The organism is Rufibacter psychrotolerans (genome assembly GCF_016924645.1).
GTDB lineage: Bacteria > Bacteroidota > Bacteroidia > Cytophagales > Hymenobacteraceae > Nibribacter > Nibribacter psychrotolerans.
This window is the reverse complement of sequence record NZ_JAFFJV010000001.1, coordinates 40,574-56,869: the sequence shown is the minus strand read 5'-3', so window position 1 is coordinate 56,869 and position 16,296 is coordinate 40,574. Positions and strand designations below refer to the sequence as shown.

General features: G+C 54.6%; 13 protein-coding genes. 5 read left to right on the top strand and 8 right to left on the bottom strand.

Annotated elements, in window-relative coordinates; translation table 11 throughout:
• Nucleotide 1: 1 nt before the first annotated feature.
• The 6 genes from JT718_RS00235 to JT718_RS00210 form a co-directional block, all read right to left on the bottom strand.
• Entirely contained in the window at nt 2-262 is a 261-nt protein-coding gene (locus tag JT718_RS00235) for a hypothetical protein (RefSeq protein ID WP_205499661.1), read from the bottom strand.
• A gap of 9 nt (nt 263-271) precedes the next feature.
• Nucleotides 272-463 carry a hypothetical protein gene (locus JT718_RS00230; protein WP_205499660.1) on the bottom strand — a complete coding sequence of 64 codons (192 nt, stop codon included), beginning with the start codon at nt 461-463 and terminating at the stop codon, nt 272-274.
• Between the two features lie 24 nt (nt 464-487).
• The gene (locus JT718_RS00225) at nt 488-916 is read right to left on the bottom strand and encodes a hypothetical protein (protein ID WP_205499659.1); all 429 of its coding nucleotides are present in this window, start codon (nt 914-916) and stop codon (nt 488-490) included.
• 401 nt (nt 917-1,317) lie between these two features.
• Nucleotides 1,318-3,273, bottom strand: coding sequence for a fibronectin type III domain-containing protein (locus JT718_RS00220; protein WP_205499658.1), 1,956 nt, complete (start codon nt 3,271-3,273; stop codon nt 1,318-1,320).
• A 1,078-nt stretch (nt 3,274-4,351) separates the two neighbouring features.
• Complete coding sequence (locus tag JT718_RS00215) at nt 4,352-6,088, bottom strand: T9SS type A sorting domain-containing protein (RefSeq protein ID WP_205499657.1); 1,737 nt, start codon at nt 6,086-6,088, stop codon at nt 4,352-4,354.
• A 1,971-nt stretch (nt 6,089-8,059) separates the two neighbouring features.
• Nucleotides 8,060-10,315: a Tex family protein gene (locus JT718_RS00210; protein WP_205499656.1), complete on the bottom strand. Its 2,256-nt coding sequence runs from the start codon at nt 10,313-10,315 to the stop codon at nt 8,060-8,062.
• Nucleotides 10,316-10,561: 246 nt separating this feature from the next.
• On the opposite strand from JT718_RS00210, the gene JT718_RS00205 reads away from it, so the two are divergent.
• Nucleotides 10,562-10,951, top strand: a complete 390-nt coding sequence (locus JT718_RS00205) for a DUF4890 domain-containing protein (protein ID WP_205499655.1) — start codon at nt 10,562-10,564, stop codon at nt 10,949-10,951.
• Between the two features lie 225 nt (nt 10,952-11,176).
• Entirely contained in the window at nt 11,177-11,362 is a 186-nt protein-coding gene (locus JT718_RS00200; RefSeq protein ID WP_205499654.1) for a hypothetical protein, read from the top strand.
• Between the two features lie 103 nt (nt 11,363-11,465).
• Here the strand turns inward: JT718_RS00200 and JT718_RS00195 are convergent, their stop codons facing one another.
• Nucleotides 11,466-12,065 (bottom strand): hypothetical protein, encoded by a 600-nt coding sequence (locus JT718_RS00195; RefSeq protein WP_205499653.1) that lies wholly within the window; start codon nt 12,063-12,065, stop codon nt 11,466-11,468.
• A gap of 258 nt (nt 12,066-12,323) precedes the next feature.
• Here JT718_RS00195 and dinB point away from each other — a divergent pair, with 258 nt between their 5' ends.
• Together dinB and JT718_RS00185 are read left to right on the top strand one after the other, a co-directional pair.
• The gene (gene dinB / locus JT718_RS00190) at nt 12,324-13,385 is read left to right on the top strand and encodes a DNA polymerase IV (RefSeq protein ID WP_317195457.1); all 1,062 of its coding nucleotides are present in this window, start codon (nt 12,324-12,326) and stop codon (nt 13,383-13,385) included.
• Nucleotides 13,386-13,505: 120 nt separating this feature from the next.
• Nucleotides 13,506-14,315 carry a class I SAM-dependent methyltransferase gene (locus tag JT718_RS00185; RefSeq protein WP_205499652.1) on the top strand — a complete coding sequence of 270 codons (810 nt, stop codon included), beginning with the start codon at nt 13,506-13,508 and terminating at the stop codon, nt 14,313-14,315.
• 75 nt (nt 14,316-14,390) lie between these two features.
• On the opposite strand, the gene JT718_RS00180 is transcribed toward JT718_RS00185, so the two are convergent.
• On the bottom strand, nt 14,391-14,927 hold the full coding sequence (locus JT718_RS00180) for a DUF7935 family protein (protein WP_205499651.1): 537 nt from the start codon (nt 14,925-14,927) through the stop codon (nt 14,391-14,393).
• Nucleotides 14,928-15,135: 208 nt separating this feature from the next.
• Here JT718_RS00180 and JT718_RS00175 point away from each other — a divergent pair, with 208 nt between their 5' ends.
• Complete coding sequence (locus JT718_RS00175; RefSeq protein ID WP_205499650.1) at nt 15,136-15,486, top strand: HesB/IscA family protein; 351 nt, start codon at nt 15,136-15,138, stop codon at nt 15,484-15,486.
• Nucleotides 15,487-16,296 lie beyond the last annotated feature (810 nt).

Genomic DNA, 16,296 nt, shown 5'->3' with positions numbered 1-16,296 from the left:
ATCAGGAGCGGGTTACCTTGCCTTTGGCCTCCCAGTGGCTGGACTGGAGCGTGACCCCATCGGGCGCAAATTTCAGGCGGCGCACGTAGCGCTCCCCTTTGATGCTGCCGTCTGGCTGGCGCTTGCCAATGAAGAGCGTGACGGCGTGGCCCTGCTGGTCTGTGATGATGGTGAGGTCTTTGCCGGCAAACTGCTCCTCTAGGCGGGTGCTGGGAGAGGAGATCTTGTTCAGCCTGGCTTCCAGTTTTGGGTTGAGCGGCATAGGCGAGGGTTAGGCAAGCGTGTACGACTGCAGAATGGCCATGGCCTCGGCCTCATCGGCTTCCACCACCTCGTCAATCACCTCCTGGATTTCGCGGTCTGACCATTGCGCCTGCTCGGCGGCTTTCACAAATACGCCCAGGGCCACAAAGCGGCCACCTTCCAGCGGAAGGATTGCTTTTACTTTCTTGCGGATGCTCATGGATAAAGATAGACTGTTTCAGCGCTATTTTACGGAAAACAGCCGAAAATCGCTGACCCCGCCGGCAGATTCGCGGGCCCAGCGCAACGCCGAGCTCAGTTCCTGGAAGTACTCTACCTCGGCGGTGAGTTTGGGCCGGAGGGTGGCCATCATGCTGCTCACCGCCATCTGGTTGAAGATGTCCTCAGATACCACAATGGCTAACCGCTTGACGTTGAGCAGCTGAAACTGCGGGAACCAGGTAGCCAGGGTCCACTCCTGGTCGGCGAGCCGGATGACCTTCATGTGCTTCATGTCCATGACCCAGGTCTGCATCTGCTCGCGCTTAGAGACTTGCATGGCTTCCAGCAATCCCTCGCGGTATACCTCACTGGGCACAAAATCCTGCCAGTGCAACACCAGAAGGTGGTGCAGCCGGTCGGGGTCCAGTTGTAGGTATGCGTCAGACTTCATGGTTAGGGCCCGGAGGGCTGTTGTTCGGTTTTTGTCGTTGCCGAGCGTTAAGCGGGTGGCGCACGCTATCATTGTTTCTACCTTAATTGACTCACTCTGGTTTTGGAAAGATTTGATAAAAGCATTGCACCCAGGCAATACCGCCTGCTTTTCTGCTTGCCCCAGGGAGTTACGCCCCGGCACCCGCCCAGAGGCCGCCTGTTTTCTGTATTACATGACAGGGCATGGGCCATTCTCCCCTACGCCACCCCAAGCGCAAGGCCTGGGAGGCGTTTGCCGCTTGCCGTCACCAAAGCCAGCCGATAGGTACCCGGCCCTGAAAGCGAAGCGCCGCCCCCATCACTGCAACAGGATGGAGGCGGCGCCCCTTTATATGTATGCCAATGTGTGAAGTAACTTGCTTAGCGCACCACCAGGCGCTCGGCCTGTGCGCCGGCGCGCACCAGGTAGGTGCCGGCCCCCAGGCTGCCCGCCTCCAGCAGGGCCTGCCCCTGCCCGCCCACCGGCCGCCGCAGCACCTGCCGGCCCGCCAGGTCGTAGACGAGCACCTCGGCCGCCGGGCCCTGCACCTGCACGGCCACGCCCTGCCCCTGGCTGGGGTTGGGCCGCAGGCTCAGCCCCGCCGCCTGCCCGGCCGCCAGGCGCACCGCCCGCACCGCCGAGTACTCCTGCCCGCCGTCGAAGTCCACCTGGCGCAGGCGGTAGTAGGACACGCCCGCCAGCGGCGCCGCGTCGGTGAAGCGGTACGCCTGGCGCACGGCCGTGGTGCCGCCCCCCCGCACCCGGCCCACCTCGGCGAAGGTCTTGCCGTCCCGGCTCCGCTCCACGGCGAAGAAGGCGTTGTCCTGCTCCGAGGCGGTGGCCCAGCCCAGCTCCACCCCGCCCTGCTTGCCCGCCCGGGCCGTGAATTCCACCAGCTCCACCGGGAGCGGGGTAGGGTTGAAAGCTTCGGCAGCCAGCCCGGTAGCCTGAATGAAAGGGGAAAAGGAAGTTATCCCGTCGCGGGACATAGAATAAAGGACCTTGTTGGTGGTGGTACCATCTTGGTTAGTAACCGCTACCGTTTGGGAGAAAGCTACTCCAGCAGCAAAGTCGTCCCACTTCCCGTTTTCATAGTGCTTGATGTGGCAGTTCTTGGGGTCAAAGCCTGGCAGTACGTCCTCTTCGCTCCAGGTGAAGGTAAGGGTCACGTTTGAGCCGCCTTTCACGTCCTCACTTACCACCCAGGTTCTGTTCACTGCTTTCGTTAGCACCTCTGTGCCTACAACAGGAACATCGTTGTTGTAGAGGCTGTACACCCCTTCTATGATACCAATGCTGAAAACATCGGCCTGTGCTCCAGCGGCTAACTTTATCTTCACAGGGTTGTATACATTCTGGCCGTTTCTGGTTTTGCGCCCTACCGGCAACTCCACTTCTTCGCCGGCTTTCAGTGGCTTTCTCACCCGCCCTTTGCCGTTCAGCACAATGTAGTTGCTGGCAGAACCGTTCAAGATGGCCGCGCCTTCTTCCAGTACCAGGTCCTGCTCAAACAGTTCTACCTGGTTGGCTACGTCAAGGGTCGCGCCTGCCTTGAGCGTCATGCGGCCCTTCACCTTTACAGGCTTGCTGAAGCGGCTGTTTCCTGCTTTGGGCTCTATGACAACGGCGCCAAACTCCACGCCTGCCGTGATCTCGGCCGGGGCACTCCTGCCAAAGATTACGGTACTTTGGGGGCTCAGCTGCCCAAAGGAAGGAAAGCCAGGCCCATTGATGGCGAGCACTGCTTTGCCGGACAGGTCAACCGTTCCGCTGATGGCCCTTCCGGCCGCTGATTCAATTTTAAGAGTGTCCAGACCGTTGCCCACTACCAGCTTTGCGTTGGTTCCGCTGATACTCAAACTGTTCAATAGGCTGGCCCCCTGGTTCACCACCTGGAAAACCTGATCATTGGAGCTAAAGTTTAAGGGCTGGATTCCGGTGCCGTCTGGGTTGGTGCCCCAGGTGGTGAGCAGGCTGATGTCTGCCCCGGGTTTGTTATAGAAGTTTATAACCTTTACTGGTTCTATTACAACATCATCAATACCTATCCCCCATTTACCGGTGCCTACGTTCCAGGTAAATTCGATTTCGCCGCCGGCGGGCAGATTTACACCCCGTATAATAAAGCTTTTCTCATCGGTCAGTTCGTTTCCGTTGTGAGCACCACTGTTGCTGGTATTAAGATTTGTAGTTAACCCAGGCACATTTACACTGCTCCCTGCGGCAACCTTATAACTCATGGTGACAGTAGCAGTCTTACCAGTTTCTTTAAACCAGCCTTCTGATCTGTAGCGCACTTTGAAGTATTCAATAACGGAACCAGAACTGTTTTTCATCTTTAGAGTGAAACTAGTGCTGGCACCACCCGTTGAGCCTGAATACCCTAAAGCCCGGTCTGCATCAACTCCATAGCTTTTATGACCCACCGATCTGCCAGAATTAGAACCATTCTCTGCCTCAACTTCAATGGAATTGCCACTCAGACTCCAACCAGTAAGGGTTGAGCCGTTGCTGAAAGTAATTGTTCCTGTCTGTGGGAGGGTGTTAAAGTTTTGTTCATAGACATACCCACTGGCGGCAGGTATAGTAACAGACTGTGCCTGAGCTCCAAGGGTGGTGACTAAACAAACTTTTGCGATTAAAAATAACACCGGCGCTGATGCACGCAGTTTGATCAATTTAAGTTTAGAATAGTACAAACTTGCCATTATCTTTTTCAAAGGCTCTAATAAATAGGACTGTTTACTTCAAAAGCTTCACAAATCGGGTGCAAGATTACGAAGATCTTTTAAGATATATACCTATTTAAATCTAACTATAGCACATAAAGCCAACATGTTAGTATTATAATATTGAAGAAGTACAAGTTATAAATCACCTCCTTATTTCTTTGGACAAACATGGAAGGTAGCACTTAAACGTGGCAGACATTTTCATGAAAGCAAAGAACATGAAACCTTTAAACCTAGTATGCGTTTAATCACGCTGCATAAAAAGCCACTTTAACGCCAATAGGCTCCGTTCTCTTTTACGAGCAGATCTGCCAATCCCAGCAAACGGCGCTTTCTCTGGTGCACGCTGCGCCACCCCAAATGTTTGCAGTTTTCCGCTGCGGCCTTCTCCAGGCCCGGTGCGCCAGGCGTTCTCAAAAAAAGTAAAACCCACCCGCGCTAAAAAAATTTATCCACATGTTTGGTCTGCCTGGGGCTCCGGCCCACTGGCTGACCCCAGAACGCACTGCCATGACCTGGCCTTCTCTCCCCGGCAGGCAGCGGGCTGGAGCTTTGCCTCTCCCTCCCCAGGGCAAGGCTTTTGCAGAGTGAACCGGCACGTTACGCAAAAAAAAAGCCGGTGCCGGGCCATTCCAGTTGGCTCCGGCACCGGCCTTACCCGTGCTCTCCTAAAACTGTTTGTTTAGTGCACCACCAGGCGCTGGGCCTGTCCGCCGGCGCGCACCAGGTAGGTGCCGGCCCCCAGGCTGCCCGCCTCCAGCAGGGCCTGCCCCTGCCCGCCCACCGGCCGCCGCAGTACCTGCCGGCCCGCCAGGTCGTAGACGAGCACCTCGGCCGCCGGGCCCTGCACCTGCACGGCCACCCCCTGCCCCCGGCTGGGGTTGGGCCGCAGGCTCAGCCCCACCGCCTGCCCGGCCGCCAGGCGCACCGCCCGCACCGCCGAGTACTCCTGCCCGCCGTCGAAGTCCACCTGGCGCAGGCGGTAGTAGGACACGCCCGCCAGCGGCGCCGCGTCGGTGAAGCGGTACGCCTGGCGCACGGCCGTGGTGCCGCCCCCCCGCACCCGGCCCACCTCGGCGAAGGTCTTGCCGTCCCGGCTCCGCTCCACGGCGAAGAAGGCGTTGTCCTGCTCCGAGGCGGTGGCCCAGCCCAGCTCCACCCCGCCCTGCTTGCCCGCCCGGGCCGTGAATTCCACCAACTCCACCGGGAGCGGGGTTGGGTCACCACCCTGTTCCATAAATGTACTGGAGGCTACCTCCCAGGGCGTGAACGAGGTGATGCCTGAACGGGAAACAGAGTAGTAGGTGACAGTGCTACTATCACCCAGAGCCACGGTGGTTTGTGTGGCCACTGTACCAGGGTGCTCATCCCAGTACCCGTTCTCATAGTGCTTAATGTGGCAGTTCTTGGGGTTAAAGCCGGGCAGCACATCGGCCGCGGTCCAGGTAAAGGTAAGGGTAACGTTAGACCCACCTTTCACGTCTTCGCTCACCAGCCAGGTTCTGTTCACCCCATTTTTCTTGAGCACCTTGGTAGTGTCAGGCACATCATTGGTATAGGCCCCATAGACCCCCTCTAACACTCCAACGCTAAACACATCAGAAGCTGAGCCTGGGGCTAGTTTGATTTTGACCGGGTTATAGGTGGTGGTCTTTCCGTCTTTCTTAAGGCTCCCCAACGGCAAGAAGACCTCCTCACCGGCTTTTACCCCTTTCCTAACCCGGCCTTTTCCATTAGCCACCACATAGTTGTTAGCCGACCCGTTTTCAATGGTGGCCCCATAATCCAGTTCCAGGTCTCTGTCACCCAGTTCCAGGCGCGCGTCTTGCAGGGTCAGCTTGCCCTTTATCTTGACCTTATTGGCAAACTTGTTCTTTTTAGCGGTATTGAAGACTACTTTTCCAAACTCAATTCCAGAAAGCTGCTCAGGAACGCTCTTCTCAAAGACAACGGTACTGCCAACCCCCATCTGCCCAAACCTAGGCAGCAGCATTGAGTTTATCACCAGGGTAGCACTATCCTGCACATCTATAGCCCCATCCAAGCTGTGCCCACCGGCCAACACCATTCTAATAGGCCTTACCCCATCTCCCAGAACCACTTTTGAATTAACACCTGAAACATACCATTTCTCCAGCAAAGTGACCGGTGAAAGTGAGGACCCGGTACCATTCTGCACGCCACCAGATGCACTATTGACAACATGGAAGGTATGGTCTGGATAATCAAAGCTCATAGGCTGAATACCCTCTCCGTTGGGCTGATCTCCCCAACTGGCCAGCAAGGTCAAATCGGCCCCGGGCTTATTGTAAAACTGGTTTATTGGCGTGATACTAACCTCGTCCACGTTCACGTTCACTCCATCTGCGATGCTGGTGATTCCTATACCCAGGTAATAGGTGGCATCAGAAGTTACCACAAGTTCATGGCTAATCTCCAACCACTCGCTTCTTCCCGGGAAAACTCCTTTTGCAATTTCCACCACATCTGCCCCCAGATAGCTTTGGGCTTTGTTTAGGATAAACCTGAACCCCGCCGAACCGGCGGCTACATTCCGCTGGTAAAATTTAAAACGATACTTTCCTCGCGTTAACCTCACCCCTGAAGAAAATGCCCAAATGTTAATGTTATTGGATTTCTTAGCCACTGACCTTTGAAAGCTCATTGCTGAACTTTGCGGGATTTCCTCAATGGCGTTCACCCCTTGCACTACCTCCCAGCGCAGGTTATTCTCTGTGGAAGATGTCTTCCATCCGGAAGGAAAGGCATTCCCTGAAAAGGACTCGTAGTAAACAGGTGCCGTCTGCGCCCTACTATGAACATTGACTGCAAACAGCAAGGCGACCATAAAAGTCCATTTTAAGTTTAAAAAGTACACTTTTCTCATAGAATAGTTTTTATTCAATAGTTTAATTGTGCAGTTATAACGTATAAGTACATTTAATAGGAGCAATAATACATATATTTTAAATATAATATACTTATTCAAATAAAAAATATATCATTATTTGCCTTTCAAGGCATAAAACCACTTAAAATAGGTACAAACGATTATATGCAATAGTCCTTAAAGAAGGCGACAAACAGCTTTACTCTTCATTAAACAAAGATTTTTTAGAACTAACCTAATCACAAGCCAGCATCCTGCTGAGGAGCATGGTACTGCTTACTGGTTTCGGGTAGCCTCTTGTGGGCAGGAGAAGGAGAAAGCATTATGCTGCTTTTGTGGAAAGCCGGGGACACGTACCTCTACCAGGATTTACCTTTTAAGAGACTGCTCATTTTGACGATTTTTTGCAGCAAACAGGCTGAAAACGGAAAGCCGGTACATGGCTGGGTCTAGGAACTGGCAGGCCAGACCATTGCGCCCAGCGCGCCGCTCCCCTCACGGGCTACTCACACGGGGGATGCCTTCGGGCAATTAACTGGTTTGCGGGGGCTCTCCCCTTTTCGGGCGGAACTGCCTACACGACCAGCGAACGATTAATCAGATGCAGCGGCCCAACTCCCTATAGAGCGCGATGGCCTACCGGACTCTACAACAGGGTACGGTGCAGTGAACATCATGCGGAGGCGAGGTCTGGGAGTAGGCTTCAGGCCTATGATTGTTCTAAAAGGCATCTGATGCTTCACGGCCGGATGCTTGGGCGGCGCTTTATTGCGTGTTACCCACCCCTGTCCCTCCCAGGAGGGGAATACTGCAACGTTGGGGCTCCTGGTTAAGCGAGTGTTTCCTGGAAAGTAGTTTTTGGTATAGCAGGTGTTTCCTGATGAAGCTGAAGAATTGGGAAAGCGGGTGTTAGGTGCGAGGTAGGAGTTCTCTTGAGCGAGCGTTTCATGGGAAGCAAGAGTTTCTGGTGGGGAGAGAAGTGTCCTGTGTAGTGCGGTCTGCTTGGATTTCTCTTCGGGCAATGAGGTTCCTGTTGAACAAGAGCTTTTTCTTATTCTCCTTGGCAGGATGGCTCCAATCCTATCAAAGCTTCTCCCTGGAGGGCTTGCTATGTTGAAGAAACTTCTCATCTGCACCGCAAAGTATTCCAACCTTAGAGATTCCTCCCAAAAAAGAATCCTTTCCATCAATAGGGTTGGTCCCCTAAGCGAGAAGCGCGGCCCTAAACGGAGATTCCCCTCCTGGGAGGGGCAGGGGTGGGTCCCTCAGACGAGGGCTCTTTCCCGCTATTCTAAGCCAACCCAAGGCACGAGCACCGGGGCAACTGCCAGTTGGCGGTCTACCTCCAGAGCCCCCTTTGGCAAGCTTCTCATAACGGCCAGAGGCCGCAACATTGCTCACACTCGCCAGAGGCGAGCGAGGGAAGATACCCTGTCAAAAGAAAAGGCCAGTGTAAACCACTGGCCTTTTCTTTAAACTATTTATGCTACATGACTCTGGTTACCGGAACATGCTCTTCAGCTTGTTCAGTTTGGTAGCCATATCTTCCTCTTCAGCGGGAGCTTCCCGGCGGCTGCCGCCTTGTTTGCGGTCACCACCGCGGCTTGGCTTGGTGGCGGATTGCGGGTCTCCTTTCATGGAAAGGGCGATGCGTTTGCGGCCCACTTCCACTTCCAGCACGGTTACCTCTACCTTCTGCCCCACTTTCACCACGTCATGCGGATTGCTCACGAAACGGTCTGACAGATGGCTCACGTGTACCAAGCCGTCCTGGTGCACCCCGATGTCTACGAACGCCCCAAAAGCGGTGATGTTGGTCACAATACCGGGCAGTTTCATGCCGGTGCGCAGGTCGGTGATTTCGTTCACGCCTTCGGTGAAGCTGAAGATTTCAAAGCTTTCACGCGGGTCACGGCCGGGCTTGGACAACTCGTTCAGGATGTCTTGCAGCGTAGGCAGGCCCACGGTATCAGACACGTATTTCTTCAGGTCTATTTTTTTGCGAAGCTCGGCACTTTTGATGAGTTCCTCCACGGTAGCGCCCAGGTCTTTGGCCATCTGCTCTACCAGCTCGTAACGCTCTGGGTGCACGGCACTGGAATCCAGCGGGTGTTTGCCGCCTCTGATGCGCAAGAAACCGGCTGCCTGTTCAAAGGCTTTGTCGCCCAGACGGGCTACTTTGCGAAGTTCGTTGCGGGTTTTGAACGGACCGTTCTGGTTACGGTAGTCTACAATGTTCTGGGCCAACTGCGGCCCTAATCCCGACACGTAGGTCAACAACTGCTTGCTGGCGGTGTTTACTTCCACGCCCACCGCGTTCACGCAGCTCATCACCACATCGTCCAGGCTGTGCTTCAGGGCATTCTGGTCTACGTCGTGCTGGTACTGGCCTACGCCAATGGATTTCGGATCGATTTTCACCAATTCCGCCAAAGGATCCATTAAACGGCGACCGATGGAAACGGCTCCGCGCACGGTGATATCCTGGTCCGGGAACTCCTCACGGGCCACCTCAGAGGCAGAATAAATGGAAGCACCGCTCTCGTTCACCATGATGATGGCAATGTTGTTAGGCAAGCCCAAGCCGCGCACGAAGGTCTCGGTCTCGCGGGAGGCGGTTCCGTTCCCAATGGCAATGGCTTCAATGTTGTATTTGTGGCACATCACTATCACCTGCTGACCGGCCAGTGTTGCCTGATTTGCGCCGTTGTGCGGGAAAATAGCCTCATAATGCAGCAGTTTGCCTTGCTCGTCCAGGGCTACCACTTTACAGCCGGTTCTGAAGCCAGGGTCAATGGCCAGCACGCGTTTCTGCCCCAGCGGAGCCGCCAGCAGCATAGGACGCAGGTTATCGGCGAATACTTTAATGGCTTCTTCGTCGGCGCGTTTCTTGGAGGAAAGGCGCACCTCGGTTTCCATGCTTAGGCGTAGCAGACGCTTATAGGAATCTTTCACGGCCAGTTTCACCTGTTGGGCGGCGGCATTGTTGCCTTTCACGAACTGACGCTCCAAAGCCTCGATTGCTGCTTCTTCGTTGGGTTGGGCATCCAGCATGAGCACCATTTCTTTCTCGCCGCGGCGCATGGCCAGGATGCGGTGACTGGGAGCTTTCTCAATGGGCTCGTCCCACTCAAAGTAATCTTTGTATTTCTGGCCTTCCTCTTCCTTACCCGGAATCACGCGGGCCTTGAACACGCCTTGCTTCTCAAACAGATTCCGGATGCTGGCGCGCGCCTCAGGGTTTTCGTTCACCCACTCGGCAATAATATCGCGGGCTCCGGCCAGGGCTTCCTCGGTATCTTTTACTTCTTTCTCTTCGCTCACAAACGCGGCGGCCTCGGCGGTCACATCCACATTGGCTTGCTCAAATAAGGTCTGCGCCAAGGGCTCCAGGCCTTTCTCCCTTGCGATGGTGGCGCGGGTGCGGCGCTTGGGTTTGAACGGCAGGTAGATATCCTCCAGCACGGCCATGGTTTCGGCGGCCAGTACCTGGGCTTCCAGCTCGGGCGTGAGTTTGGCCTGGTCTTTCAACGACTTCAGGATGCTCTCGCGGCGTTTGTCCAGGTCGCGGAGTTGTTCAATACGGTCGCGGATGGCGGCAATGGCTACCTCGTCCAGGGTTCCGGTTACTTCTTTGCGGTAACGGGCAATAAAAGGCACAGTGGCTCCTTCATCCAGCAATTGCACGGTGGCTTCTACCTGGCGCTCGCTTACCTGCAGCTCTCCGGCAATCTTTTTGAAATGGTTCTCTGGCATGCTAAATAAATAGACTAAAAAAGACGTTGTTTCCCAGCACGCGGCCTTGGGGTAGCAGCGTAGGGATTTCAAAGATAAGGCTTATTTGGCGGAAACTCCGCACGCAGAATGGGGCTTTTTAGCGCCGCAGACGGCACAGGCTGGCCCGGTTTTTGTAAATTGCGCCTTATAACCCGGAACTATTTTTCTGCCCGGGGCTTTAGGAAACGTACGTCCCACAGCCGAAGCATTTACCTAACTGATGATATGAAGCGGATTTTATTTTTACTGGCCCTTGCCTTTACCACTTTTGCCGGCCACGCCCAGTCTGGCTCCCTCACGCCCGAGGCCCGCGCCCAATCCATGACTACCAGCATGGCCCAGCACCTGCGGCTGAACCCGGCGCAGACGGCCAAGGTCAAAGAGATTAACCTGGCCAGCGTGCAGCAACTGGAGAAAGCAAAAAAAGACTTCAGGAACGATCCGCGGCAACTCAAGGCCACCATGGACCTGATTGGGGCCACCCGCCTGGAGGCCCTGAAGAGTGTGCTGTCGGTGACGCAGTTCCAGCAGTACCAGCAGCAGCGCGAGCGCAAACTGGGCATTCCGTCGCAGGCGGGCACCACCGGCGGCGTTCCGCAGGAGTACAGCAATTAAGGCCCATCTTTTCGGCCCCTGGTGGGTGCTGGCAGGCGTTGATCTCCGTTTTGGGGTTGTTTCTGAGAAATCAGCCCCAAAACGGAGATTTGCTTTTTGCCCAAAGCGGCACTTCCAGCTCTCCTTCTGCTCCATAATTTTCCCAATTGGGGCTTTATGGAATAGAGCAATTTTCGGCATCATTGGGTATCTTCCATTCTGCATTCACCTAACCTTTCATCACCCATGAAATACATTGGCTTAGGCATGTTTCTGGTAGGCCTGGTCTCGCTGCTGGTGGCCCTGTTTGGGGCGTACCATTTTCTGCTGCTGTGGGTAGACAACTGGGGCAAGCCGCTGGGCTGGGCCATACGGGTGGGCATTGTGGTGCTGGGCTATGTGCTGTATTACACCCACCGGCACGATGACTAGCCCCTTGTTTTAAGGCCGTTGCGGACAAAACAGCCCCAAAACAGAAAGGCACCGCCCCACGGGAGCGATGCCTTTCCTCAAAAAGCCGGGGCACGTGCTGCCTTTACATTTCCAGCAAGCCCAGCAAGATAAACACCAGACCTACAATGGCCGCCAGGGCGCCAATCAGGCCCAAGCCCGGGATCAAGCTCAGCAGGGCACCCACCACCAGCAAGATCAGACCAATTTTTACGTATTGGTTCAGGGCGTTGGCCTTTTTAGCGGCTTTGGCCTCGCGCATGATTTTTTTGGTAGCCGCCTTTACGTCTTTCTTGGTTTTGGCGCCCGCCAGTTCATTGGCCAGCGCTTTCACGTTAGGGTTGGCTTCCAGGGCTGAGGCCACGGCCGCCGTGGTCAAGGGAGCGGTACGGGCCACTTCTCGGGAAGCGGTGGGTTGGGCGGCGTTGGCCTCCAGCACCGGGGCCGGGGCAGCTGCCTGGGGCTGCGGGCTAGTTGCCTGCACCGGTTCTGCCTGGGTAATTACGGCAGTCTCGGCGGTTACAGTGGCCGTAATTGCCGGAGCCTCTGTGGCTTTTGGGGCGGCCTTATGGTACGTGGTGGCCGGTGTGCTGAAGTCAAAATACTGACTGGAGGAATTACAGCCAATAAGTACCTGGCTAGCCACGCCGCACACGAAAAGAGACAGTAAAGATTTGATTTTCATAGAATGGTAGAGTTAAGATTGTTTGGTTGGATGCATAAAAAAACCGGTTCCCGCGTTCTTCCCTAGCCCATCACGATTCCATGAGCTAACTTCGCAGTACGTACGGGAAACGCCGCAAGTTCAGGAATCATTTTACACGGGTAAACCCCTAAATGGTTTTACCCTGTAAATCAAGGCAATAAAATTCCATCAAGGTGTTTTCGGGCTCTTTTTCCCGGCCTGTTCGCGAACTACTCCCCAAAAAATATTCAATCTGCGGTGCGCAAAATCATCCACATAGACATGGACGCCTTCTTCGCCTCGGTGGAGCAGCGCGACAACCCGGCCCTGCGCGGGAAACCCGTGGCCGTGGGGGGTACCAAAGCGCGCGGGGTAGTGGCAGCGGCCAGTTACGAGGCCCGGCAGTACGGCGTGTTTTCGGCGATGCCCTCGCAGGTGGCCTTGCGCAAATGCCCGCACCTGATCATGGTGCCTACCCGGTTTGAGGTGTACCAACAGGTGTCGCGGCAGATACGTGAGATTTTCCATCGCTACACCGATCTGGTGGAACCGCTTTCCCTGGACGAGGCCTACCTGGACGTGACCGAGAACAAAATAGGGCTGAAATCGGCGATGTTCATTGCGCAGCGCATCAAGCACGAGATTCTGCAGGAAACGCACCTCACCGCCACAGCGGGCGTGTCGTTCAACAAGTTCCTCGCGAAGGTAGCCTCGGGCAAAAACAAACCCAACGGTCTCACCGTGGTCCTGCCTCACGAGGCCGAGGCCTTTGTGGAAGCCCTGCCCATTGAGAAATTCTACGGGATAGGTGATGTGACCGCAGCCAAGATGAAGCAACTGGGCATCCATAACGGGGCCGATCTGAAAGCCCGCTCCGAGATAGATTTGCGTCGACACTTCGGGAAATCGGGTTCCTACTTTTACCAGATCGCGCGGGCGCAGGATGAACGTCCTGTGGAGCCCAACCGCATCCGGAAGAGCATCGGCTCTGAGCGCACCTTTGGCGAGGACCTGGAAACCGAGGCCGAAATGCTCCCAGAGCTGCAGCGCCTGGCCGAGGAAGTGGCCTATGACCTGCACCGGCTGGAAGCCTCGGGCAAAACCGTCACGCTCAAACTCAAGTACCACGATTTTACCCTCAACACCCGCAGCAAAACCTTTTTCTCCAACGTACGCGCCGAGGAAGTTTTGCTGGACATCGCCACTGATTTACTGCGAACGCCCTTCTTCCCCACCAAACCAGTGCGTCTGCTGGGCATCACCGTCTCTAACCTTAGCTACGGCAAACACCAGGGCGGCCAGCTTTCTTTTCCATTTTAACCGGACGCTAGATAGTAGACGTTAGATTTTAGCCGGCAGAAGAGCACTGATGTGTGGCGGAACGGGGGTAAACAAGCTTTCGGCTGTCTATTGTCTAATATCCAACCACTAACGTCTATCATGGAAACCTCTGTTGACTATTTTGAACTGAACCGCCAGGCCTGGAACCTGCGCACCGGCGTGCATAAAGACTCGGCCTTTTATGACGTAGATTCTTTTAAACAGGGCAAAAACAGCCTGAACCCGCTGGAACTGGATGCGTTGGGCGATGTAAAAGGCAAAAAGCTGCTGCATTTGCAATGTCACTTCGGGCAGGATACGCTTTCCTGGGCCCGACTGGGCGCCAAAGCTACCGGTGTTGATTTGTCAGACGAGGCTATTACGCTGGCCCGGCAACTGAACGAAGAATTAGGGCTGGACGCCGAGTTTGTGTGCTGCAATGTGTATGATCTGCCTCAGCACCTGAAGGGCCAATTTGATGTTGTGTTCACCTCCTATGGCGTCATCGGGTGGCTGCCGGATCTGGACAAGTGGGCCCAGGTCATCACGCACTTCCTGAAGCCCGGCGGCACGTTCTTCCTGGCCGAGTTCCACCCGGCCATCTGGATGTTTGACAACAGCTTCACCCGGGTGGAGTATCCTTACTTCAACACCGGCGGCCCCATTGTGGAGGAATCTACCGGCACCTACGCAGACACGGAGGCCCCCATCTCCTACACCGAGGTTTCCTGGAACCATTCTCTGAGCGAAGTCATAGGAGCGCTGTTGCAACAAAAGCTGCAACTGGTAGACTTTCAGGAACTGCCCTACTCCTACTACAACTGCTTTGCCAACACCGCACAGGGACCCGACGGCTTCTGGCGCATCAAAGGCTTTGAAGACAAACTGCCCATGATGTACAGCGTGAAAATGGTAAAACCTCTTTCCTAAACCTCAAGCCAAAAACAGAAGGCCATTGCTATTGTTAAGCAATGGCCTTCTGTTTTTGGCTTGTTTTTCAGAAAACTAGAAGATTTCGTGCAACTCCCGTTTCAGCACTTGCAGCGCTTGGGCGGTGGGGTCTACCTCGTTGTGCAGCACGGTTTCCAGCACGCGTTTGGCCAGGTCGGTGCCCCGGGTTTTGTCCTGCAGGTTCTGGTAGTTCTGGTTGATCATAGACACCACGTCTTCCTTGGCTCTCTTCACCTGCTGCCAGGCCATTTCGCTCATGTACAACTGCTGGGAGAGATTGTGCGTGTATTCGGCCCGGATTTCCTGCAACAGTTGCGCCTGGTAATCAGTGGCGGTTAAGCCGGCGGGGCTTACTCTGATAAGCAGGTTGCTGGGCGTGATCCGCTCCAGGAACAGGATGATGCGCTCATAGGCCTGCAGCCGGATGGGCAGAATAGTCTCGGTGTTTTTCAGGCGCACGTCCAGGAGTTTTCTTCGGTAATCGCGCTCCAGATAACGCTGTGTGAGAAGATACATGGCTCCGCCCACCACCAGGGCCGGAATGGAGCTCAGCAAAACAAGAAGTACAATAGAAGAAGTGTCTGTTGTCATAGGGTACACGTATATACTCTTCATACGGAGCTTGCTCGCTTGTCGTCGCGCAGGCAGGTGCCGGGTAGAAGAACAGGTAAATATCGGTAAAAAAATGATGCTGGCTGGGCTGAATCATTTTCCCCGATTCTTGGTTACTCTTAGTATAGCGCCGTAGTTTAGAAACAGTCTAGTTTTTAGTAACTTTACAGCGCAAACCCCACTACCTATGGAAAGCACAACTGTAAAAAAAGCTCCTATTTCACTCACCGAGCGTGCCCTGCATGAGGTGAAAGTGATCATGAAAGATAAAAACGTACCGGAAGAATACGGTTTACGCATCGGTGTACAAGGCGGCGGCTGCTCGGGCATGTCTTACCTGCTGGGTTTCGATAAGGCCAAAGAGGGCGACGAGATCTACGAGGTGGACGGTGTCCAGCTCATCATGGACCGCAAGCACGCCATGTATGTATTAGGAATGGAAGTTGATTTCCAGGACGGCCTGAACGCCCGCGGATTCACCTTCAACAACCCGCAAGCCAAGAGCACCTGCGGTTGCGGAAGCTCTTTCTCAGCGTAAGACTTCCTTTCTTTTTGTATTGCAAAAGGCCTGCTAGAAAGCAGGCCTTTTGTTTTGGGTCTGGTTTTCAGTTTTTAGTTTGAAAATAGAATGATAGCTGAATGCTGGTGAAGTAGTGGAATATTGCTGGCGTAGCGGCGGTGTTGGTTGGTACCCAACCAACAGTTGTTGATTGGCTTTTTGCTGGTGTAGCGAGCGGTTGTCTATGAACTTATGAGCTGCCCTTTCCATAGCTGATGATAAGCGCTCACGGCCGCGGGGCCCGTCTTTGCCCCTCGCACTGCCCTTGCGGCCCACCCTTGCAGTTTGCTCTTAGCTTCTGTACTTCAGGGGCCATAAGCGAGGCGCTCGAGCCAAAGACTGGAATCGGGATCTTCCAGCAGTGAACTTGCATAGTGGCGATATAGCAGCGATGCGGTTACAGAACACAAGACCTTACAGGTTTTGAAAACCTGTGAGGTCTCTCCGCTTCACCCACACCTTTGCCTACTTCCAAAACCTCGCTCTCTATAGCTCTATATGGCGCGGAAGTTACTTCCGTGCCCTTCTTTTCTTTCTATGGTTCAAGTCTGTGACTTGGACCTACCATGTGGGCAGTTTGTAACTGCTGTGAGGCATATGGTAGGAAGGAAGTTACTTTTGGGCCTAGTAAGTGAAGTGATAGAAAGGCACGGAAGTAAATCTTCGCCATAGTGGCGCTACAAGGCAAGACCTCGCAGCGTCTTCCAGGCAGGCCCGCGAGTGTCTACGCACGTACCCTCACAAAAGCGTTTGATACCATCTCTCCTCCCTTAGCTCACGTCAGTAACA

What these genes read in the sequence shown, in the direction of transcription:
- JT718_RS00235 (WP_205499661.1), bottom strand. Translation starts at nt 262, where the DNA reads ATGCCGCTCAACCCAAAACTGGAAGCCAGGCTGAACAAGATCTCCTCT.
- JT718_RS00230 (WP_205499660.1), bottom strand. Translation starts at nt 463, where the DNA reads ATGAGCATCCGCAAGAAAGTAAAAGCAATCCTTCCGCTGGAAGGTGGC.
- JT718_RS00225 (WP_205499659.1), bottom strand. Translation starts at nt 916, where the DNA reads ATGAAGTCTGACGCATACCTACAACTGGACCCCGACCGGCTGCACCAC.
- JT718_RS00220 (WP_205499658.1), bottom strand. Translation starts at nt 3,273, where the DNA reads ATGAAAAACAGTTCTGGTTCCGTTATTGAATACTTCAAAGTGCGCTAC.
- JT718_RS00210 (WP_205499656.1), bottom strand. Translation starts at nt 10,315, where the DNA reads ATGCCAGAGAACCATTTCAAAAAGATTGCCGGAGAGCTGCAGGTAAGC.
- JT718_RS00205 (WP_205499655.1), top strand. Translation starts at nt 10,562, where the DNA reads ATGAAGCGGATTTTATTTTTACTGGCCCTTGCCTTTACCACTTTTGCC.
- JT718_RS00200 (WP_205499654.1), top strand. Translation starts at nt 11,177, where the DNA reads ATGAAATACATTGGCTTAGGCATGTTTCTGGTAGGCCTGGTCTCGCTG.
- JT718_RS00195 (WP_205499653.1), bottom strand. Translation starts at nt 12,065, where the DNA reads ATGAAAATCAAATCTTTACTGTCTCTTTTCGTGTGCGGCGTGGCTAGC.
- JT718_RS00185 (WP_205499652.1), top strand. Translation starts at nt 13,506, where the DNA reads ATGGAAACCTCTGTTGACTATTTTGAACTGAACCGCCAGGCCTGGAAC.
- JT718_RS00180 (WP_205499651.1), bottom strand. Translation starts at nt 14,927, where the DNA reads ATGACAACAGACACTTCTTCTATTGTACTTCTTGTTTTGCTGAGCTCC.
- JT718_RS00175 (WP_205499650.1), top strand. Translation starts at nt 15,136, where the DNA reads ATGGAAAGCACAACTGTAAAAAAAGCTCCTATTTCACTCACCGAGCGT.